Genomic DNA, 19,629 nt, shown 5'->3' on the forward strand with positions numbered 1-19,629 from the left:
ATGAAAACCCCCGTCTGGTTCCCCCAAAGTTTTTTCTCCCGCACCCTGTGGCTGGTGCTCATCGTCGTGCTGTTTTCCAAGGCGCTGACCCTGGTTTATCTGTTGATGAACGAGGACGTGCTGGTGGATCGCCAATACAGCCACGGCGTCGCCCTGACGTTGCGCGCCTATTGGGCGGCCGATGAAGAAAATCGCGCAAAGATTGCCGATGCCGCAACCCTGATCCGGGTAGTCGGCGCCGGTGTACCGGAGGGCGAACAACACTGGCCTTACAGTGAAATCTATCAGCGGCAGATGCAGGCGGAGCTGGGCGCCGACACCGAAGTGCGTTTGCGCATGCACTCGCCGCCGGCGCTGTGGGTGCGTGCGCCAAGCCTCGGCGACGGTTGGCTGAAAGTGCCGCTGTACCCGCATCCGCTGCGCGGGCAGAAAATCTGGAACGTACTCGGCTGGTTCCTCGCCATCGGCTTGCTGTCCACCGCCTCGGCGTGGATTTTCGTCAGCCAGCTCAACCAGCCTTTGAAGCGTCTGGTATATGCCGCGCGGCAACTCGGTCAGGGTCGCAGCGTGCGCCTGCCGATCAGCGATACGCCCAGCGAGATGACCGAGGTGTATCGCGCCTTCAACCAGATGGCCGAAGACGTCGAACAGGCCGGTCGCGAGCGCGAGCTGATGCTGGCCGGGGTCTCCCATGATTTGCGCACGCCGCTGACCCGCTTGCGTCTGTCGCTGGAGCTGATGGGTGATCGCAACGATCTGACCGATGACATGGTGCGCGACATCGAAGACATGGACGCGATTCTCGATCAGTTCCTCGCGTTCATTCGCGACGGTCGTGACGAGTCGGTGGAGGAAGTGGACCTGAGCGATCTGGTGCGTGAGGTGGCCGCGCCGTACAACCAGAGCGAAGAGAAGGTGCGCTTGCGCCTGGAGCCGATCCAGCCGTTTCCGCTGCGTCGAGTGTCGATGAAACGCCTGCTGAACAACCTGATCGGCAACGCCCTGAACCATGCCGGCAGTGGCGTCGAGGTCGCGGCTTATGTGTCCGGTGATACCAGCGCACCGTACGTGGTGTTGAGCGTGATGGACCGGGGGGCGGGGATCGATCCGTCGGAGCTTGAGGCGATCTTCAACCCGTTCACCCGTGGCGACCGTGCCCGGGGCGGGAAAGGTACCGGGCTGGGGTTGGCGATCGTGAAGCGGATTGCTTCGATGCATGGCGGCAATGTCGAGCTGCGCAACCGCTCCGGAGGCGGACTGGAAGCGCGGGTGCGGTTGCCATTGGGGTTGATGTTGCCGCGCGATGCGGTCTGACGATCGGGATATTCAGCGGGGCTGATGGCCCCTTCGCGAGCAAGCCCGCTCCCACAGGGGGAACGCATTCCAAAATGTGGGAGCGGGCTTGCTCCCGAAGGCGGCCTGTCAGCCGCCATATTTCCAACGGATCAACCTTTGCCTTTGGTCCGGGTCATATTCGGCCCGCCATTCTTCTCAAGGTGTTCGATGATGATCCCCGCCACGTTCTTGCCGGTGGTGGTCTCGATCCCTTCCAGGCCCGGCGACGAGTTCACCTCCATCACCAGCGGCCCGTGGTTCGAGCGCAGGATATCCACACCCGCCACGGCCAGCCCCATGACCTTGGCCGCGCGCAACGCGGTCATGCGTTCTTCCGGGGTGATCTTGATCAGGCTGGCGCTGCCGCCTCGGTGCAGGTTGGAGCGGAATTCCCCAGGCTTGGCCTGACGCTTCATCGCTGCGATCACCTTGTCGCCGACCACGAAGCAGCGGATGTCGGCACCGCCGGCTTCCTTGATGTATTCCTGGACCATGATGTTCTGCTTCAGGCCCATGAACGCCTCGATCACCGATTCGGCAGCCGTAGCGGTTTCGCACAGCACCACGCCGATGCCCTGGGTGCCTTCCAGCACCTTGATTACCAGCGGCGCGCCGTTGACCATGTCGATCAGGTCGGGAATGTCATCCGGCGAGTGGGCGAAACCGGTGACCGGCAGGCCGATGCCACGACGCGACAGCAGTTGCAGCGAACGCAATTTGTCCCGCGAGCGGGCGATGGCCACCGATTCGTTGAGCGGAAACACCCCCATCATTTCGAACTGGCGCAACACGGCGCAACCGTAGAACGTCACCGACGCACCGATCCGCGGGATTACCGCATCGAACCCTTCCAGCGGCTTGCCGCGATAGTGGATCTGCGGCTTGTGGCTGGCGATGTTCATGTAGGCGCGCAGGGTGTCGATCACCACCATTTCATGCCCGCGCTCGGTGCCGGCCTCGACCAGACGACGGGTGGAATACAGACGCGGATTCCGCGACAGCACAGCGATCTTCATGCAACACCTGTGGAGGAGGTAGATACCGGGAACACCGGCTTGTCTTGTACATATTTGATGCCCGGATTGACCACCAGTTGGCCATCGATCAGGGCTTTGGAACCGAGCAACAGGCGATAGCGCATGGACTTGCGGCAGGCGAGGGTGAACTCGACTGCCCAGACCCGATCACCGAGGGCCAGGGTGGTGCTGATCACATAGCGCACCTGCGCCTGGCCGTTGGAGCTTTTGATGGTTTTGCGCGTCACCAGCGGTGCTTCGCAGCGCCGGTGACGCAACTGCACCACCGTGCCCAGGTGCGCCGTGAAACGCACCCACTTCTGGCCGTCGCGTTCGAATGGCTCGATGTCGGTGGCATGCAGGCTGGAGGTGCTTGCGCCGGTGTCGATTTTCGCCCGCAGGCCGGCGACTCCCAGATCAGGGAGCGCCACCCACTCGCGCAGACCGACAACGGTCAAATGGTCAAATGTCTTCAAAGGTACTCAACCGGCAGAAACCGCTCGGGCCGCGTACGGCCGAATTCGCGGTATTCACGCAGAATAAGGGTTAAAAGGCGACAGATATCTACGGCCCGGATCGCCGACCCCTCAAGCAGGTGTCGGCTGGTGTGCATTGTAATCCGGGACGGGGTCATTCATGGCACGACAGAAACGGTAGTACAGTTCATCAATATTTCAGAATGAGGAAATTCCATGGCACAAAAAAGCGAAGAGGACGACAAGGTCCGTCTCGACAAGTGGTTGTGGGCTGCACGTTTTTATAAGACCCGGGCTCTGGCCAAAGCGGCCATCGAGAGTGGCAAGGTGCATTGCCGAGGCGACCGCTGCAAGCCTGGCAAAGAGCCACGCATTGGCGATGAGTTCGAGATTCGTACCGGTTTTGAAGAGCGCACAGTGAGGGTCGAAGCCTTGTCGATCGTGCGTCGCGGCGCGCCCGAAGCGCAGACGCTGTATACCGAGACCGAGGCGAGTATTGCCAAACGTGAAGCGGCAGCGGCGATGCGCAAGGCCGGGGCGTTAGGTGTGAGTACCGACGGCAAACCGAGCAAGAAGCAGCGGCGGGATCTGTTTAAATTTCGTGGGAACAGTAATAGCGATTGACCGGCACGGCGCACCATTGTGGCGAGGAAGCTTGCTCCCGCTGGAGGCCGAAGGACTCCCAATCCAGTCGATCATGTATTTCAAAGTACAACCGAGTCGACTGGTTCAGTGACTGCTACGCAGCCAAGCGGGAGCAAGCTCCCTCACCACAGGTGTGTGCAAACTGTCAGTTCGCGGCAGACACCACACTCATCCGCGAAACCAGCGGCAGTTTGCCCAGCAAAGCGAAAATCGGCGCAGTCACCTTCAGCCAGAAGTTGGCGGCGTGATAGGCAAACGGCGTGTAGTAACCCCAGCCCAACGCCCACACCGCCAGCAGCATGCCGCCGATGTAATCGTCTTGGCCCCAATGCGCGCCGGCCACCAGACGTGGCAGCATGAACAGTAACGCCAGGCCCCAGACTGTCAGGAACTGGCCGACTGAGCGGCTAAACACGCCCATGTACAGCGCCCAGATCAGCAACACCGAAGCGTGGTCACCAGGGAAGCTCTGGCTCGAGCGATCCTTCAGCTCCCAGGCTTTTTCCAGATGCGGGAAATAGTCGCTCAGGTGCACCGCGCCTTCCAGCACCATCGATGGGCTGCTGTGCTGCCAGTCCATGTAGTCGGCGAATTTGGAAAACAGCGCGCGAATCACCACCATCAGCAGCAGAATCGAGAAAAAACCGAAGAAGGCGCGACGTACATCAATCGCCTTGAACACCCAGTCGCCCTTGATCAGCAGCGTCAGCAGGATCAGACCGACGACGATGTCGAACGGACGCAGACTTGCAATTGCCCAGATGTGGAGCCATATGGGGTTGCTGGCCAGTGGTGCATTGAGTGAGCGGAACAGCCACTCGTCGAAAATCACACACAGCATCTGGCCCGTAGGCCATAACCAGAAAGCCAGTAGCGCTAATGGCACGACGTTGCACAGAACCAGCCGGCCGAGGTTCCACCTTGATTGGAACAAACCCGGATTGTTCATAAAATGCCTCCCGTGGCTGAACGTTTTGCACCAAACAGGTGCGAAGAAAGCGCGGGATTTTCATCTTTTGTAACCTTTTTGTCATCAATTCAGATACCCAGACCTATGACCGACCTACCGGATACCGACTACACCCAACGCTTCATCTTCGATGACAGCGACACTCGCGGCGAACTGGTGGCGCTGGAACGCAGCTACGCCGAAGTCCTCGCCAAGCACCCGTACCCGGAGCCGGTCGCGCAGTTGCTGGGCGAACTGATGGCGGCCGCTTCGTTGCTGGTGGGCACCCTGAAGTTCGACGGCTTGCTGATTTTGCAGGCACGCTCCGAAGGGCCGATTCCGCTGCTGATGATCGAATGCTCCAGCGAGCGCGAGATCCGTGGTCTGGCGCGATACAACGCCGAGCAGATCGCTGCGGATGCCACGCTTGCCGACCTGATGCCGGGCGGTGACCTGACCCTGACCGTCGACCCGACGATCGGCCAGCGTTACCAGGGTATCGTCGACCTCGATGGTGAAACCCTGTCCGAGTGCTTCACCAATTATTTCGTCATGTCGCAACAGGTCGGCACCCGCTTCAAGCTGTTCGCCGACGGCCGCCGTGCTCGCGGAATGCTACTGCAGCAACTGCCGGCCGACCGCCTGAAAGACGAAGAAGAGCGCGCCGAAAGCTGGCAGCACATCACCGCCCTGGCCAGCACCCTGACCGCCGATGAATTGCTCAGCCTGGACAACGAAACCGTGCTGCATCGCCTCTACCACGAAGAGCAGGTGCGCCTGTTCGATGTGCAGAACCTGCGCTTCCGTTGCAGCTGCTCGCGGGAACGCTCGGGCAATGCGCTGGTCAGTCTGGGTCTGGAAGATGCGCAGGCACTGGTGGCTGAACGCGGCGGCGAAGTCGAGATCGATTGCCAGTTCTGCAACCAGCGTTACCTGTTCGATGCGGCCGATATTGCTCAATTGTTCGCTGGCGCAGGCGTCGACACGCCGTCAGATACCCGGCACTAAAACGGTTCAGCGCAGGTAAATTCACTGCGTAACGACGGAATTTCGCCGTTACGACGGGAGGACCCTACTCTTTTTGGGCTTTTCTGGCATAATCCGGCCCACTTTTTTCGCGGTAGTAGTGCACGACTTTCTACTACAAAACGTTTGGAGCACACTCGGCCACTGGCCGACGGGGAACCTCATGACGCAAGCCAATAACGCCGTGTACACCGATCTGAGTGTTGATGATCTGGTTAAAGAAGCCCTGCAACGCGGTGAGGGCGAGCTTGCCGATACCGGCGCTCTGGTAGTCCGCACCGGTCATCGCACCGGCCGTTCGCCAGTCGATCGTTTCATCGTTGAAGAGCCTTCCACCCAGGCCGCTATCGCCTGGGGCCCGATCAACCGCAAGTTCCCGGCCGACAAGTTCGACGCGCTGTGGGCTCGTGTCGAGGCGTTCAACAACGCGCAAGAGCACTTTGTTTCCCACGTGCATGTAGGTGCGGCTGAAGATCACTACCTGGCCGTGAAAATGACCACCCAGACTGCCTGGCAGAACCTGTTCGGTCGTTGCCTGTTCATCAACCCGGCCCAGTACAACCCGGCCGGTCGTGATGAGTGGCAAGTGCTCAACGTGGCCAACTTCGAGTGCGTGCCTGAGCGTGACGGCACCAACTCCGACGGTTGCGTGATCATCAACTTCGCGCAGAAGAAAGTGCTGATCGCCGGTATGCGTTACGCCGGTGAAATGAAGAAAGCCATGTTCTCCGTGCAGAACTTCCTGCTGCCGGCCGCTGACGTGCTGCCAATGCACTGCGCTGCCAACATCGGCGAAGAAGGCGACGTGACCCTGTTCTTCGGTCTGTCGGGCACCGGTAAAACCACCCTGTCCGCCGACGAGAGCCGTTACCTGATCGGTGACGACGAACACGGCTGGGGCGAAGGCGTTGTCTTCAACATCGAAGGCGGCTGCTATGCCAAGTGCATCGACCTGTCCGAGAAGAACGAGCCGGTCATCTGGAAAGCCATCAAGCACGGCGCAGTCCTGGAAAACGTGGTCATCGACGACGCCAAGCATGCCGACTACGCCGATGTCAGCCTGACCCAGAACAGCCGCGCGGCCTACCCGCTGGAGCACGTTGCCAAGCGTTCCGAGAAGAACCTGGGCGGCGAGCCAAACGCGGTGATCTTCCTGACCTGCGACCTGACCGGCGTGCTGCCGCCAGTGTCGATCCTCAATGAAGAACAAGCGGCCTATCACTTCCTGTCCGGCTACACCGCGCTGGTGGGCTCGACTGAAATGGGTTCGGGCAGCGGCATCAAGTCGACCTTCTCCACCTGCTTCGGCGCACCGTTCTTCCCGCGCCCGGCTGGCGAATACGCAGAACTGCTGATCAAGCGCATCCGTGGCTTCGGCTCCAAGGTCTACCTGGTCAACACCGGCTGGACCGGCGGTGGCTACGGCGTCGGCAAACGCTTCAACATCCCGACCACCCGTGCGGTGATCGCAGCGATCCAGAGCGGCGCGCTGATCGGTGCCGCCACCGAGCACCTGGACACCATCAACCTCGACGTGCCACTGGCCGTACCGGGCGTTGAAACCAACCTGCTCAACCCACGCAACACCTGGGCTGACAAGGCTGCCTACGACGAAGCTGCCAAGGCGCTGGCCGGTCTGTTCATCGAGAACTTCAAGAAGTTCGAAGTGAGCGACGCGATCAAGGCTGCGGGTCCTAAGTTGTAAGGCTTAGTTCTGGTGAATAAAAAAGCCGCCTCTTAGGGGCGGCTTTTTTGTGGGTGTTCATTTTCTCAATGAGCCAATGCATTCAAAACATGAACCGGGTCGTTATGAATGGCCTTGAGCAAAGCTTTTGCCGGCCCGGTTGGCTCGCGACGGCCCTGTTCCCAATTTCGTAGAGTGCCGAGTTGGACGTCGATCAGTGCCGCAAATTTGGTCTGGGTCAAACCGGTAGCTTTACGAATTTCTTTGACCTGCAATGCATCAACGTGGAATTCGCGAGAAGGTGTGCGCTCGCCTCGTACGATCTCGTCCATCTCTTGCACACTTTCCATCAGCTCATCAAAAAATTTGCTCATGGTCATCTCCATTTTTCGATCAAGACCTTGAGTGCTTTACGCTCATCGCTGGACAGATCGTGTTGTTCATTTTTAGGGTAGATCATCAATAACCCGATTTGTGACGCCGAAACGAAGTGGTAGTAAATAACACGTGCTCCGCCTCGCTTGCCGTGTCCTTTCGCTGCAATTCGGGTTTTGCGAATCCCGCCTGTGCCTTCAATTACATCGCCAATCGAAGGGCTTACAACCAGTTGCTTCTGAAAAGCGGCGTACGTGTCATCATCCAGCAGCTCTTTTACTCGACGGGTAAAGATCCGAGTCTCAATAAAAATCATCGTAAATGTACGCCATTGGCTTACTTTTCAGCAATGCTGAAGTGATTTGAGTAGATGACTGGTAAGTGATCGTTCTCATGTCGAACATGGGAACGATCTGATCACTCAACCTCAGACTGGAGCTTTCCAGCCGAGCATCTGCTGCTGCGCGACCTGCAGCAGGTCACAGCCATCCTGCGTCAGCAGATAGAGGGCGTGGGTGATGTGTGGGATGTCTTCGACGTCGGCTTGTTTGAAGCTGAGGCAGTAGAGGGTTTTCAGCAGGTCGCTGGAGGCGCGCAGGCGTTGGACGGCGCATTCGAGGATGTCTTGCGGGTTGGCCGTTGTGTCGATGATCAGGGGCTTGGTGTCGGTGAGGTTGGATTCGAGTGAGCGGTAGCGATCAGCGGGTAATTGATTCCATGTTTTCATTTTGTTGATCCTCAAATGCTTCAAGTGAAGCCACCACATCGTGACCAAGCGACAGGAGGCGACTGTGTTCGGGTTGGTCAACCGGTGAGGATCGTGCACAGACCCGGCACACCCGAAGGTGTCCCAAACACAGCCACCATAAAACTGCAGGCAATTGAGTGCCGGCAGCATACAGCGGACGCGTCTTCACGATCCATTCAGGTGACCAAGCCCGAGCCGCTGATTTGCCAGCGACAGTCACGACTATAGATTTGTGATCTCAAGCCGCGATAGGCGACAAAGAGTCTTGGCGTGTAGGAACGGGATGAAGATCTCATCGGGCGTTCCTACCGATCTTTCTTCGTTTTTCAACGTAAATGCTGATACGCCGAAATATCCAGCAAGCTGGTTGCCAGGCCGGTTGCCGGCTTGTAGATCTCGCCCTTCACGCTGGTGAACGGTACACCTTTGCTGCCCAGCGAAACGTAGCGCTCGCCTTGGTCCAGCTCGGTGAAGTAGGTGTAGGAATGTTTGTGCATCAGTGTGTATTTGGCTTCATCGCGTGCGATGCCGTTGGTGAGGTTTTCCAGATCGGCCTGGGTCAGATTCAACGTTTTTTGCAGTTGCACGCCCCAGCGTTTGAGGCAGGTTTCGGCGAGGTGGCGCACGATGCGTCCGGGCTCGGACAGCGCTTTCAGATCACTGGCGCCGGTCGGGACGCCGCCGCCGCTGGTGGCATTGCCGGCCATGGTGGCGTGGCGGCCAGCCATAGGATAGATGTAGGTTTTAGTGCCGGTAGCGGTCTGTGGGATGACGCAGCTGAAACCTTTTGAGCGTTCGTCACGAGCATAGAACGCTACATACTCTTTGACATTGCCCGCGAGTTTGACGCGCTCTTCCTGAAAGTTACCAATGCCTGGCACGGGATCAAGCGCAAAGATATTGACCGGGATGTTTTTCAGCAGACTGTCCTTGAACATTGCATTGGCCAACATGTGGCAACTGATGCCGCCCCGGCTCCAACCGACGAGATTGACTTGAGTAGGAATAACACCATCCTTGCGGTGGGTTTTGATGATTCCTTCCTGTAATTGCTGCTGGGTAATGCTGCGATTACCGTAATTATATTTGCGCCAGAACCAGGAGCCCTCGACTTTTACATCTTCGATCGGAATGCCGGCAGCTTTCAGGCGATTGTATTCGGCTTCAGTCAGTTGCTCGCGTTGCCAGTCGCACTTGCCCTTGATGATATTGAGCGCGTGCAACACGTTTTCTTCCCAGCCCTTGCCGAACAAGGTGCCGCTCATGCCGTATTCCTTGGTCTTGGTGAATAGATCGTCGGCCTGCATGTTGCCGCTGCCGGGGCCATCGACCACGATCCACTCGGCAAACTCGTAACCCGTATGATTGGCAGCCAAGGTGGAAATCAGTTCGCCGTTCCAGAAGTTTTCGTGGGTGACGTCGAATTTATTGGAACCAGTTCCGCAAAAAAAAATAGTTAAAACAGTCATTGTGTTGCTCTCGGTTAAAGTAAGAGTCAACAACTTAGGTCTTTTTTTGGCTGTTTATTAAAGCATTCTGTTGTTTCTGGATTTTAGTTGTTTTCAGTGTCGGTCTGTTGTTGGGGTTTATGTTTTGCTACTTCGAGCAAGTCACAGCCATCCTGCACTAATAAATAAAGAGCATTGACGATGTTAGGTATATCTTTCACGTCGGCCTGTTTGAAACATAAACAGTAAAGGGTTTCCAGCAGATCGCTGGCGGCACGCAGTCGCTGGTCCGCGGCATCAAGCAGATCGCGATGGCTGGAGTGAGTATCGATGACCAATACGGGATTTTCGTTGTAGCAAGTCTTCAAAGGGCGATAGCGGGTAATCATGGTGAGGCTTGTCCTTTACAAAGGCACTCGGGCGGGGCTGATTCAGTGGTCAGTCGCGCCGGCCACTATAGAAGTGCGTGGCGAGCACTCACAAGAGCGCCGCAATGGACGCCGTTCGTAGGGGATTTTCCGAGGGCCGGGCATATGCCCTACAAGGTTTTGCGGTTTTTTCGGGGTGAAACCCCTAGCGCAGAAATTTCCCACAGGATTCACAGGCGTTTCTTGGCAGATCTATGTATGGTGCGCGCCAGAATCTGTAGGACGTTTCCAAACGTCCGATACGCGCTTAAAGGGAATTGAGTATGCAGTGGCTACGTATGGCCTCGATTTTATTGCTGTGGGCCAGTGGTTGCCGTTTGGCCATGGCGTCTGATGCCGGCAACGGCTGGATGTTTGCCGACCTCGAACGCACCGGTTGGCCCGATGCGCTCTCCAGCCAGACTGGCATCGATACCGCCTCGCGCGCCGAGGTGTTGATGTTCGGCAGGGCCTTGCTCGCCAGTGAAGCGCTGGACGAGGCAGGGCTGGAGCAGCGACTGGGTGTGCCGCATGTGCAGCTCAAGTCGATCAGGCAGGTGCGTGACGGTCTGTGGGATCGTTTGCTGAGCACCTATCGCAACGCCAGCGTTGACTGTGACGGGCAGCCGTTCTGCCCGCGCGTGCGCAGTGTTGCGGAACTGCGGCAATTGGCGGCGGCCTTCACCGGTGACATCAGCCCGGCTCATGCGTTGTGGGCGAGCAAGAGCCAAGGCGTGCATGAGCAGGTGTTGAACGAGCAACTGCGAGTGGCGGTTTTGCGGCCCTGAACGGGTAAGTTTGTATCGCTGTTTTGTGCCCCTTCGCGAGCAGGCTCGCTCCTGCAGTGGACCGAGTTGTCTGCGCTATTGGCTGTATCATCCCGTATTGAATTGACCCCGGCCTTTTCTCGACTCGCTGCGATCGCCCGCTAGGCTGTTGGCATCACAGCGGTCAACGGAGTGACAGCGCATGCACAACACCCTGGAACAGGTTTTCGGTTATCCACAGTTTCGACCCGGGCAGGAAGCCGCGATCAGCGCGGTACTGGCCGGGCGCTCGGCGGCAGCGATTTTCCCCACCGGGTCTGGCAAGTCGCTGTGCTATCAAGTACCGGCACTGTTGCTGCCACATCTGACCCTGGTGGTCTCGCCACTGTTGGCGTTGATGCAGGATCAATTGGCATTCCTCAAGCGTCACGGCATCAGTGCCGGCAGCATCGATTCGGCACAAAGCCGCGATGACGCCAATGATGTGATGGCCCGCGCCCGTTCGGGTGAATTGAAGATCCTGATGATCTCGGTGGAGCGCCTGAAGAACGAGCGTTTTCGCAATTTTTTGCAGCAGGTGCCGATCTCGCTGCTGGTGATTGACGAGGCGCACTGCATCTCGGAGTGGGGTCACAACTTCCGCCCCGACTACCTGAAGCTGCCGGACTACCAGCGTCAGTTCAATATCCCGCAAACCCTGCTGCTGACGGCCACGGCGACGCCGAAAGTCATCGCCGACATGCAAGCCAAATTCGCCATCGCTGCCGAAGATGTTGTGACCACCGGTTTCTATCGCCCAAACCTCAATCTGCTGGTGGAACCGGTGCGTGGCCAGGACAAGCGCCGGCGGCTGGTGGAGTGGATGAGCGAGCGCGCGAGCCAGCCGAGCATCGTCTACGTCACGCTGCAGAAAACCGCCGAGCACATCGCCGAGCATCTGGGGCGCAACGGCATACAGGCCGAGGCTTATCACGCCGGGTTGCCCAACGATCAGCGCGAGGCGATTCAGAAGCGCTTCATGGCCGGGCAGTCCAATTGCATAGTCGCAACCATTGCGTTCGGCATGGGCATCGACAAGAGCGATATCCGCAACGTGGTGCATTTCGACCTGCCGAAATCCATCGAGAACTACAGTCAGGAAATCGGTCGCGCCGGACGGGACGGACAGCCGTCGGATTGCCTGGTGCTGGCCAACCGCGACAGCCTCAACGTGCTGGAAAATTTCGTCTACGGCGATACCCCGGAGCGCGAGGGGATACGTTGTGTGCTGGAGGAAATGCAGGCTGCCGCAGCTGAAGGGCAGTGGGAGTTTCTGCTCGGGCCGTTGGCGGATCAGAGCAACATTCGCACGCTGCCGCTGAAGACGTTGTTGGTGCAAATGGAGCTGCGCGGCCTGATTGCTCCGCGCTATGCCTATTACGCCGAGTACCGTTTCAAATACCTGCTGGAGCCGGAAGCGTTGCTTGAGCGTTTCGAGGGAGAGCGCAGGGAGTTTGTCGCGGCCATCATTCACACCTCCAGCCGCGCACGTACCTGGGCCACGGTGAATTTCGAGGCGATGTACACGCAGTATTCGGCTGAGCGCAATCGGGTGGTGACGGCGCTGGATTATTTTCAGGAGAAGGGCTGGGTCGAGCTTGAGAGCAAGCAGATGACCGAGGTCTACAACGTGCTGCACAGCGATTTCGACAGCGCTGTGCTGAGCGCCGAGTTGCACGAGTACTTCACCCGGCATGAACAGACTGAAGTCGCGCGGATTCACGCCATGCTCGAACTGTTCGCCACTGAGCGCTGCCTGGGTTATCGCCTGGCCGAGTACTTTGGCGACCACAATGCGCCCGAGCACTGCGGGCACTGTTCGGTATGCCACGGTGATGTCGCGCGGCTTCCGGCACCTCCCGAGTTGCCAGCGCTTGTGGATAAAAATTTTGCGGCGTTGTGCGGTGATTTTATCCACAGGCATGAGCAGCACACCGGCAGCATGCCGACGGCGGAGCGCCTGACGCGTTTTCTGTGCGGGATCAGCGTGCCGCTGTTTACCAAGTTGAAGGCGCGGACGATCTCGGGGTATGCGGCGCTGGAGCAGTATCCGTACGCGGAAGTCCGCAGTTGGGCTGACAATCATCTGCTCGAGTAAATACAAACCCTGTGGGAGCGTGTGATGCCATGGCGGCCTGTATCCATGCGCTGAATGTCGCTCATCACGGTAATAAACTTCAAAAACGCCCGGTGCCTGACTATGGTGAAGGCTGTCTTCGGATCGCCAACAAGAGAACAACATGAGCCAGACATCCATCGATATTCAGCAAGCTGCCGTGATCGGCGCGGGCACCATGGGCCGCGGTATTGTCATGTGCCTGGCCAATGCCGGCATCGCCGTGCAGTGGGTCGATAACAATCCACAGATGCTCGAGCAGGCGCTGTCCACCGTGGCCGATACCTATGCACACAACGTGCGCCAGGGCCGGATCGATCAGGTCGAAGCGGATGCACGTCTTGCCCGGATCAGCGCGGCGGCGGATTACCCGGCAATCCGTAATGTCGATCTGGTGATCGAAGCGGTGTACGAAAACCTCGCGCTCAAGCAGAAGATCTTTCGCGAACTGGATGGCCTGCTCAAGCCTGAAGCGTTGTTGGCGAGCAACACCTCGGCACTGGATATTGATGCGATTGCCGCTGCGACAAAACGTCCATCGCAAGTGCTCGGTCTGCATTTCTTCAGCCCCGCGCACATCATGAAACTGCTGGAAATCGTTCGCGGGGCGCAGACTTCACCGGCGGTATTGGAAGCCGCACTGACTCTGGGCAAACGCATGGGCAAGGTCAGTGTGGTGTCGGGCAATTGCCACGGTTTTATCGGCAACCGGATGTTGCATCCGTATGTGCTGGAGGCGCGCAAGATGCTGCTCGAGGGCGCTTATCCACAGCAGGTCGATACGGTTTTGCAGGGCTTCGGTTTCGCCATGGGACCGTTCCGCATGTATGACGTCGTGGGCATCGATCTGGAATGGCGCGCGCGCGAATTGGCCGGCAAGGGGCAGGATGCGCCAGAGGTTCAGGTCGACAACCGTTTATGCGAACTGGGGCGTTTCGGGCAGAAGTCCGGCAACGGTTATTACCACTATGAGCCGGGCAGTCGTCAGGCCGAACATGATCCCGAGGTCGATGCGCTGATATTGAGCGTCAGCGAAGGCCTCGGCTTTCAGCGCCGGGAGATTGGGTCCGAGGAAATCCTCGAGCGGTGTCTTCTGGCGCTGGTCAACGAGGGCGCGAAAATTCTGCAGGAAGGCATTGCCGAATCGGCGCATGACATCGATCAGGTGTACCTCAATGGCTACGGCTTCCCGGCGGACAGAGGCGGCCCGATGGCCTGGGCGGACGATCAGGGGCTGGCGGACATTCACAAGCGCTTGCTGGCGCTGGAGACGCGACAGGGCGATCAATGGCGGCCGGCGCCACTGATTGGCGAGCTGGCGGCGCGAGGCAAAGGTTTTTACCTTTAGACTGGACAGATAACTCAAGGAGTCGATACCGATGTCCAGCACCATGGCGCAACGCGCCGATTACCCGCATTTCCAGCCGATCACCACCCGCTGGCACGACAACGATGCTTATGGCCACATCAACAACGTCACCTACTACAGCTTTTTCGATACTGCCGTGAACACTTACCTGATTCAGGTCGGTGGCCTGGATATCCACGACGGCGAGGTAGTGGGTTTTGTCGTGAGTTCATCTTGCGATTATTTCGCCTCGATCGCTTTCCCGGATCTGATCGAGATCGGTCTGCGGGTCGGCAAGCTGGGTAACAGTTCGGTGCAATATGAACTGGCGGTGTTCAAGGTCGGTGAAAGCGAGGCGTGTGCGGCGGGGCGTTTTGTCCATGTATTCGTGGACCGGACGAGCAATCAGCCGGTGCCGATTCCAGGCAGATTGCGTGACGCGCTGGAGCGTCTGGTGGTTTGAACCAGAGCAAAAAAAATCGCAGCCCTTGGGCTGCGATTTTTGCTTTCGCGCTTAACGCAACGGATTAGTCGCGATAGTAGCGGTGATGCTTGCGGTGGCCATAAGCGTGGCCACGGCCAGGGTGACGGTCGCGATAGTAGCGACGGTCGTCACGGCCGCGATCGTAATGACGACCCTCGTCATTGCTCTGGTTACCCATGTAGTTGCCCAGCGCGCCACCGGCGCCGCCACCTGCTGCGGCACCGATCAGGCTGCCGGTGGTGCCGCCCATGCTGCGGCCAACCACGTTACCGCCGGCTGCGCCCAACGCACCGCCAATGGCCGCTTCGCCACGGCTGTGTTTGTTGGCGCCGACCGCGCTACCACCCGCGCCGCCCAGAGCTGCGCCAATGGTTGAACCTGTGCTGCCGCCTAAAGACTGACCGACGACCGAGCCAAGAACCCCGCCCAATGCGCCGCCCACACCTGCTTCGGTGGTGCCTCCGGCAGAAGCGAAGCCACTGACCAGGCCAAGGGACAACAAGAGAATCGAGGAGAACTTCATAGAGGAGCCTCAAAGGGATGACGGCGCCGATCCTGAGGCTGTGTAACAAGGCTGACAATCGAAATCCGACGAATAACACGACTTGTATACAATTATGCAAGTTGCTGTTTTGTATGCGGAACTTAAGCGATTTTCGCCGGTCTTTAGCTACTTCGGACAGGCCGCTTTTGAGAAAAAGCGGCCTTTTTTGTGGGCGTTGGAAGGGTGCAGGGTACAAAGATTTTTGTTGAATGTGCCACCGCTTTCGCGAGCAAGCCCGCTCCCACATTTGAAATGCATTCCAATGTGGGAGCGGGCTTGCTCGCGAAGGGGTCAGTCCAGGCAACGCTTTACGCAGATTTGGCCATGATCAACCCAGTCTCGCTTGCTGCCTCCAGCCGGATCGCAATGAACTTCGATGTCGGCGTATGGCTGCCATCCCCGGTGCTTTCCAGCGGCACCAGCGGATTCACTTCCGGGTAATAAGCCGCGGCCTGCCCCGCCGGAATATCAAACGCCAGCAAGGTAAAGCCCTTCACCCGACGCTCACGGCCATCGTCCCAGATCGACACGATGTCGGCCTTCTGTCCCGGGCGGAAGCCCAGACGAATGATGTCGGCCTCGTTGGCGAACAACACATCGCGCTGGCCCTTGACCCCACGGTAACGGTCGTCGAGGCCATAGATCGTGGTGTTGTACTGATCGTGGGAGCGCATCGATTGCAGGATCAGATCCGGCAGTTGCCCGGTGGCGCGGGTACGCTCGTGCACCAGATCCTTGGGCAGCATGTTTGCGCGGAAATTGGCCCGGCCCGACGGGGTGTTCCACTTGCGTGCACCGGCACTGTTGCCGAGGTAGAAACCGCCCGGGTTCTTGACCTTTTCGTTGAAGTCCTTGAAGCCCGGAATGGTATCGGCGATCAGGTCGCGGATGCGCCGGTAATCGGCCACCAGCCAGTTCCAGTCCACCGGTTTGCTGCCCAGCGTGGCGGCGGCGATGCCGGCGATGATCGCCGGTTCCGAGCGCATCTGGTTCGACAGCGGCTGCAGCTGGCCATTTGAGGCATGGACCATACTGAACGAGTCCTCCACGGTGACCGCTTGCGGGCCTTCGGCCTGGATATCGATGTCGGTTCGACCCAGGCACGGCAGGATCAGTGCGTCTTTACCGTGGGCCAGGTGGCTGCGGTTGAGCTTGGTGCTGATCTGCACCGTGAGGTCGCAGTTGCTCAGCGCCGCGAAGGTACGCGGGCTGTCCGGCGTGGCCTGGGCGAAGTTGCCGCCCAGACCGATGAAGACCTTGGCGCGGCCCTCGGCCATGGCGTGAATCGCCTCGACCACGTTGTGCCCGTTGTCACGCGGCACCTTGAACTGGAAACGCCGCTCAAGGGAATCGAGGAATGCCACCGGCGGACGCTCGTTGATACCCATGGTGCGGTCGCCCTGCACGTTACTGTGACCGCGCACTGGACACAGGCCGGCGCCGGGTTTGCCGACGTTGCCGCGCAGCAGCATCAGGTTGGCGATTTCCTGGATGGTCGGCACCGAGTGGCGATGCTGGGTGATGCCCATTGCCCAGCACATGATCACGTTCTTGCCTTTGGCGTACATGCGCGCCGCTTGCTCGATCTCCACCAGAGTCAGGCCGGACTGCGCGACGATCTGCTCCCACGGCGTGTCATCGACCACGCCCAGATACTCCAGCACGTTGGCGCTGTGCGCATTGAGGAAGTCATGATCGAACACTGCCGGCGTGCCGGCCTTCTGCGCATCGCGCTCCCACTGCAGGAGGAACTTGGCCATGCCGCGCAGCACCGCCATGTCGCCGCCCAGTGCCGGACGGAAGTACGCGGTGTTGGTCGGCTTGTCGCCGTTGGTGAGCATTTCGATCGGGTGCTGCGGGTGCTGGAAACGTTCCAGGCCACGCTCTTTCAGCGGGTTGATACACACCACTTGCGCGCCGCGCTTCACCGCTTCACGCAGTGGTTCAAGCATCCGCGGATGGTTGGTGCCGGGGTTCTGGCCCCAGACGAAAATCGCGTCGGCATGTTCGAAGTCGTCGAAGGTCACGGTGCCTTTGCCGACGCCAACACTCTGGGCCAATGCCACACCGCTGGCCTCGTGGCACATGTTCGAGCAGTCGGGGAAGTTGTTGGTGCCGTAGGCGCGCACGAACAGCTGATACAGGTACGCCGCTTCGTTGCTGGCACGGCCCGAGGTGTAGAACTCGGCCTGGTCCGGGCTCGACAGCGCTTGCAGGTGTTTGCCGATCATTGCAAAGGCATCGTCCCAGGCGATGGGTTTGTAGCGGTCGGTCTGCGCGTCGTAGACCATCGGCTCGGTCAGGCGGCCCTGGTATTCAAGCCAATAGTCGCTCTGCTCCAGCAACGAAGTGACGCTGTGTTTGGCGAAGAACTTGCCGTCCACCCGCCGCTTGGTCGCTTCCCAGTTCACTGCTTTGGCGCCGTTCTCGCAAAACTTGACCATGCCGCTTTCCGGCGAATCGCCCCAGGCGCAGCCCGGGCAGTCGAAACCGCCGTTCTGGTTGGTCTTGAGCATCATGCGCAGGTTTTTCAGCGCGTTGTCGCTGGTCAACCAGGCTTGGGCCACGCTGATCAGCGCACCCCAGCCGCCGGCTGCACCTTTGTAAGGTTTGTAGCGCGGGACAGGTTTCTGGTCGGCTTGATGATGTTGGCTCACGCTTGATTCTCCATCGCTGGGCTGTAGACCCGCGGCGCATTCTTCTGCGGCAGGTGGATGAGATTGAGGTTGTGGCGACGGGCCCATTGCACGGCAAGGCCCGTGGGCGCGGACAGGCTGACCAGAGTCTGGATGCCGGCGCGTAAAACTTTCTGGATCAATTCGAGACTGCAACGGCTGGTGACAATCGCCAGGCCGCCTTCTGTGGAAATCTTCTGGCGGATCAGCCCGCCAATCAGTTTGTCGAGGGCGTTGTGCCGGCCGATGTCTTCACGGCCCAGCAGCAATTCACCGCTGGCGTTCATGAACACCGCCGCGTGTACTGCGCCGCAGTGCTGACCGAGCGGCTGAAATGCCCCGATGCGCTGGCGCAGACCGTCGAGCCAGGCAGCGGGCGGCAACGGTGCGCCGGGCAACACTTTGAGGTCAGGCAAGGCCTGTTCCACCGCCTCGACGCCGCACAGCCCGCAACCGCTGGTGCCGGCCAGTTGTCGGCGCTGTTGCTTGAGGTTCCAGAACGCGCGGTTGGCGATGGTCACCTGCGCGTATTGCGCCGAGCCCGCGCCGGTCAGTTGCAGGTCATAAATGTCGCTGGCGTCTTCGATGATGCCGCTGCCAAGGCTGAAACCGACGATGAAATCTTCCAGATCCGTCGGCGTCACCAGCATCACCGCCTGACTGATGCCGTTGTAGGCGATCGCCAACGCGACTTCCTCGGCGAGCGCGGTGCTGGCCGATTCCACGAGGGGCAGATCGCTGTAGCTGTAGGTCTGGCTGGCGGCGGGCGCGGGCGTTTCGAGTGCAGGCGCCGCGCAAGTTGGGCGCTTGGCGTTCATGACATCACCGACGGATTGATCAACGCTAAGACTAGGCGCGGCAACTTGTCGCGTCTAATCGGTACTGTCGATCTATTGATAGATGGCGTCGATCAAGCGGCTGCCGGGTCATTGGTCGGCCCGGAACCGGGTTGGTCTGGTGTGGTCTAGGCTTGGACGTCTGGAATCCCAATCAAGGAGTGTGCGCTATGAGTCTGTTGAGCTTTGTGAAAGAGGCCGGTGAAAAGCTGATCGACCTGCTGACCCCGGGTAATGCCAATGCCAGCGAACAGTTGAAGGAACATATCGACAAGGTCGGTCTGGGCAACCCAAATGTTCAGGCGACTGTGGACGGCGACAAAGTCACGGTTAAGGGTGAAGTCGCGAGTCAGGAGGAGAAAGAAAAAATTCTTCTGACTTTGGGCAACATTGCCGGGATTGGCAGTGTTGACGACCAGATTACGGTGACAGGGCCAGTAGTGGTGGCTGCGGAATTTGTCGAGGTGAAGGCAGGTGACACGCTCAGTGCGATCTCTCTGCGGGTTTATGGCAATGCCAACCAGTACCAGAAAATCTTCGACGCCAACAAACCGATGCTCAAGGATGTGAACAAGATCTATCCGGGCCAGAAGCTTCGTATTCCGAAGTAATAACCACGCTGTGGCGAGGGAGCTTGCTCCCGTTCGGCTGCGCAGCAGTCGTGAACATTTGGGACAGCTTCACGGCCCATCGGGAGCAAGCTCCCTCGCC

The 19,629-nt window shown here is 59.1% G+C and carries 20 protein-coding genes; 9 read left to right on the plus strand and 11 right to left on the minus strand.

Features of this window, described 5'->3' with window-relative positions; translation table 11 throughout:
- Complete coding sequence (locus tag QMX91_RS11390) at nt 1-1,314, plus strand: ATP-binding protein (RefSeq protein ID WP_027611205.1); 1,314 nt, start codon at nt 1-3, stop codon at nt 1,312-1,314.
- Between the two features lie 131 nt (nt 1,315-1,445).
- Here the strand turns inward: QMX91_RS11390 and rimK are convergent, their stop codons facing one another.
- Entirely contained in the window at nt 1,446-2,351 is a 906-nt protein-coding gene (gene rimK / locus QMX91_RS11395) for a 30S ribosomal protein S6--L-glutamate ligase (protein ID WP_007949201.1), read from the minus strand.
- Nucleotides 2,348-2,809, minus strand: coding sequence for an ATP-dependent zinc protease (locus QMX91_RS11400; protein ID WP_177408985.1), 462 nt, complete (start codon nt 2,807-2,809; stop codon nt 2,348-2,350). The genes rimK and QMX91_RS11400 overlap by 4 nt, the downstream gene beginning before the upstream one ends.
- Before the next feature lie 234 nt (nt 2,810-3,043).
- Here QMX91_RS11400 and QMX91_RS11405 point away from each other — a divergent pair, with 234 nt between their 5' ends.
- The gene (locus QMX91_RS11405; protein ID WP_098966686.1) at nt 3,044-3,451 is read left to right on the plus strand and encodes an RNA-binding S4 domain-containing protein; all 408 of its coding nucleotides are present in this window, start codon (nt 3,044-3,046) and stop codon (nt 3,449-3,451) included.
- A gap of 166 nt (nt 3,452-3,617) precedes the next feature.
- Here QMX91_RS11405 and QMX91_RS11410 read toward each other — a convergent pair whose 3' ends face one another.
- Nucleotides 3,618-4,421, minus strand: a complete 804-nt coding sequence (locus QMX91_RS11410; protein ID WP_223008839.1) for a phosphatase PAP2 family protein — start codon at nt 4,419-4,421, stop codon at nt 3,618-3,620.
- A 105-nt stretch (nt 4,422-4,526) separates the two neighbouring features.
- Between QMX91_RS11410 and hslO the strand changes: the two genes are divergently transcribed.
- Nucleotides 4,527-5,429 carry an Hsp33 family molecular chaperone HslO gene (gene hslO, locus QMX91_RS11415; protein WP_098966688.1) on the plus strand — a complete coding sequence of 301 codons (903 nt, stop codon included), beginning with the start codon at nt 4,527-4,529 and terminating at the stop codon, nt 5,427-5,429.
- 181 nt (nt 5,430-5,610) lie between these two features.
- Nucleotides 5,611-7,152 carry a phosphoenolpyruvate carboxykinase gene (locus QMX91_RS11420; RefSeq protein WP_027611209.1) on the plus strand — a complete coding sequence of 514 codons (1,542 nt, stop codon included), beginning with the start codon at nt 5,611-5,613 and terminating at the stop codon, nt 7,150-7,152.
- Between the two features lie 65 nt (nt 7,153-7,217).
- On the opposite strand, the gene nadS is transcribed toward QMX91_RS11420, so the two are convergent.
- The 5 genes from nadS to QMX91_RS11445 form a co-directional block, all read right to left on the minus strand.
- On the minus strand, nt 7,218-7,505 hold the full coding sequence (gene nadS, locus QMX91_RS11425; RefSeq protein ID WP_098966690.1) for a NadS family protein: 288 nt from the start codon (nt 7,503-7,505) through the stop codon (nt 7,218-7,220).
- A gap of 2 nt (nt 7,506-7,507) precedes the next feature.
- Complete coding sequence (locus QMX91_RS11430) at nt 7,508-7,822, minus strand: type II toxin-antitoxin system RelE/ParE family toxin (RefSeq protein ID WP_011331970.1); 315 nt, start codon at nt 7,820-7,822, stop codon at nt 7,508-7,510.
- A 111-nt stretch (nt 7,823-7,933) separates the two neighbouring features.
- Nucleotides 7,934-8,233 (minus strand): hypothetical protein, encoded by a 300-nt coding sequence (locus QMX91_RS11435; RefSeq protein ID WP_134785191.1) that lies wholly within the window; start codon nt 8,231-8,233, stop codon nt 7,934-7,936.
- Nucleotides 8,234-8,580: 347 nt separating this feature from the next.
- Complete coding sequence (locus tag QMX91_RS11440; protein WP_282412724.1) at nt 8,581-9,723, minus strand: hypothetical protein; 1,143 nt, start codon at nt 9,721-9,723, stop codon at nt 8,581-8,583.
- Between the two features lie 83 nt (nt 9,724-9,806).
- Entirely contained in the window at nt 9,807-10,091 is a 285-nt protein-coding gene (locus QMX91_RS11445; protein WP_027611213.1) for a hypothetical protein, read from the minus strand.
- Nucleotides 10,092-10,393: 302 nt separating this feature from the next.
- On the opposite strand from QMX91_RS11445, the gene QMX91_RS11450 reads away from it, so the two are divergent.
- From QMX91_RS11450 to QMX91_RS11465, 4 genes are all read left to right on the plus strand, one after another.
- Nucleotides 10,394-10,897, plus strand: coding sequence for a polysaccharide deacetylase (locus tag QMX91_RS11450; protein ID WP_135294748.1), 504 nt, complete (start codon nt 10,394-10,396; stop codon nt 10,895-10,897).
- A 181-nt stretch (nt 10,898-11,078) separates the two neighbouring features.
- Entirely contained in the window at nt 11,079-13,013 is a 1,935-nt protein-coding gene (locus tag QMX91_RS11455) for an ATP-dependent DNA helicase RecQ (protein WP_282412725.1), read from the plus strand.
- 142 nt (nt 13,014-13,155) lie between these two features.
- On the plus strand, nt 13,156-14,379 hold the full coding sequence (locus QMX91_RS11460; protein ID WP_282412726.1) for a 3-hydroxyacyl-CoA dehydrogenase: 1,224 nt from the start codon (nt 13,156-13,158) through the stop codon (nt 14,377-14,379).
- 31 nt (nt 14,380-14,410) lie between these two features.
- Nucleotides 14,411-14,842: a thioesterase family protein gene (locus tag QMX91_RS11465; RefSeq protein WP_097086913.1), complete on the plus strand. Its 432-nt coding sequence runs from the start codon at nt 14,411-14,413 to the stop codon at nt 14,840-14,842.
- A gap of 64 nt (nt 14,843-14,906) precedes the next feature.
- On the opposite strand, the gene QMX91_RS11470 is transcribed toward QMX91_RS11465, so the two are convergent.
- The 3 genes from QMX91_RS11470 to fdhD all read right to left on the minus strand — a co-directional run bounded on the left by QMX91_RS11470 (nt 14,907) and on the right by fdhD (nt 18,900).
- On the minus strand, nt 14,907-15,386 hold the full coding sequence (locus tag QMX91_RS11470; protein WP_027611218.1) for a glycine zipper domain-containing protein: 480 nt from the start codon (nt 15,384-15,386) through the stop codon (nt 14,907-14,909).
- Between the two features lie 329 nt (nt 15,387-15,715).
- Nucleotides 15,716-18,064, minus strand: coding sequence for an FdhF/YdeP family oxidoreductase (locus tag QMX91_RS11475; protein ID WP_223008827.1), 2,349 nt, complete (start codon nt 18,062-18,064; stop codon nt 15,716-15,718).
- Nucleotides 18,061-18,900, minus strand: a complete 840-nt coding sequence (gene fdhD / locus QMX91_RS11480) for a formate dehydrogenase accessory sulfurtransferase FdhD (protein WP_047600939.1) — start codon at nt 18,898-18,900, stop codon at nt 18,061-18,063. Before fdhD ends, QMX91_RS11475 begins: the two co-directional genes overlap by 4 nt.
- A 188-nt stretch (nt 18,901-19,088) precedes the next feature.
- Between fdhD and lysM the strand changes: the two genes are divergently transcribed.
- The gene (lysM, locus tag QMX91_RS11485) at nt 19,089-19,529 is read left to right on the plus strand and encodes a peptidoglycan-binding protein LysM (RefSeq protein WP_098966705.1); all 441 of its coding nucleotides are present in this window, start codon (nt 19,089-19,091) and stop codon (nt 19,527-19,529) included.
- Nucleotides 19,530-19,629 lie beyond the last annotated feature (100 nt).

This window comes from Pseudomonas sp. PS01299 (assembly GCF_029960145.1).
Lineage (GTDB): Bacteria > Pseudomonadota > Gammaproteobacteria > Pseudomonadales > Pseudomonadaceae > Aquipseudomonas > Aquipseudomonas putida_A.

What these genes read in the sequence shown, in the direction of transcription:
- QMX91_RS11390 (WP_027611205.1), top strand. Translation starts at nt 1, where the DNA reads ATGAAAACCCCCGTCTGGTTCCCCCAAAGTTTTTTCTCCCGCACCCTG.
- rimK (WP_007949201.1), bottom strand. Translation starts at nt 2,351, where the DNA reads ATGAAGATCGCTGTGCTGTCGCGGAATCCGCGTCTGTATTCCACCCGT.
- QMX91_RS11405 (WP_098966686.1), top strand. Translation starts at nt 3,044, where the DNA reads ATGGCACAAAAAAGCGAAGAGGACGACAAGGTCCGTCTCGACAAGTGG.
- QMX91_RS11410 (WP_223008839.1), bottom strand. Translation starts at nt 4,421, where the DNA reads ATGAACAATCCGGGTTTGTTCCAATCAAGGTGGAACCTCGGCCGGCTG.
- hslO (WP_098966688.1), top strand. Translation starts at nt 4,527, where the DNA reads ATGACCGACCTACCGGATACCGACTACACCCAACGCTTCATCTTCGAT.
- QMX91_RS11420 (WP_027611209.1), top strand. Translation starts at nt 5,611, where the DNA reads ATGACGCAAGCCAATAACGCCGTGTACACCGATCTGAGTGTTGATGAT.
- nadS (WP_098966690.1), bottom strand. Translation starts at nt 7,505, where the DNA reads ATGAGCAAATTTTTTGATGAGCTGATGGAAAGTGTGCAAGAGATGGAC.
- QMX91_RS11430 (WP_011331970.1), bottom strand. Translation starts at nt 7,822, where the DNA reads ATGATTTTTATTGAGACTCGGATCTTTACCCGTCGAGTAAAAGAGCTG.
- QMX91_RS11435 (WP_134785191.1), bottom strand. Translation starts at nt 8,233, where the DNA reads ATGAAAACATGGAATCAATTACCCGCTGATCGCTACCGCTCACTCGAA.
- QMX91_RS11440 (WP_282412724.1), bottom strand. Translation starts at nt 9,723, where the DNA reads ATGACTGTTTTAACTATTTTTTTTTGCGGAACTGGTTCCAATAAATTC.
- QMX91_RS11445 (WP_027611213.1), bottom strand. Translation starts at nt 10,091, where the DNA reads ATGATTACCCGCTATCGCCCTTTGAAGACTTGCTACAACGAAAATCCC.
- QMX91_RS11450 (WP_135294748.1), top strand. Translation starts at nt 10,394, where the DNA reads ATGCAGTGGCTACGTATGGCCTCGATTTTATTGCTGTGGGCCAGTGGT.
- QMX91_RS11455 (WP_282412725.1), top strand. Translation starts at nt 11,079, where the DNA reads ATGCACAACACCCTGGAACAGGTTTTCGGTTATCCACAGTTTCGACCC.
- QMX91_RS11460 (WP_282412726.1), top strand. Translation starts at nt 13,156, where the DNA reads ATGAGCCAGACATCCATCGATATTCAGCAAGCTGCCGTGATCGGCGCG.
- QMX91_RS11465 (WP_097086913.1), top strand. Translation starts at nt 14,411, where the DNA reads ATGTCCAGCACCATGGCGCAACGCGCCGATTACCCGCATTTCCAGCCG.
- QMX91_RS11470 (WP_027611218.1), bottom strand. Translation starts at nt 15,386, where the DNA reads ATGAAGTTCTCCTCGATTCTCTTGTTGTCCCTTGGCCTGGTCAGTGGC.
- fdhD (WP_047600939.1), bottom strand. Translation starts at nt 18,900, where the DNA reads ATGAACGCCAAGCGCCCAACTTGCGCGGCGCCTGCACTCGAAACGCCC.
- lysM (WP_098966705.1), top strand. Translation starts at nt 19,089, where the DNA reads ATGAGTCTGTTGAGCTTTGTGAAAGAGGCCGGTGAAAAGCTGATCGAC.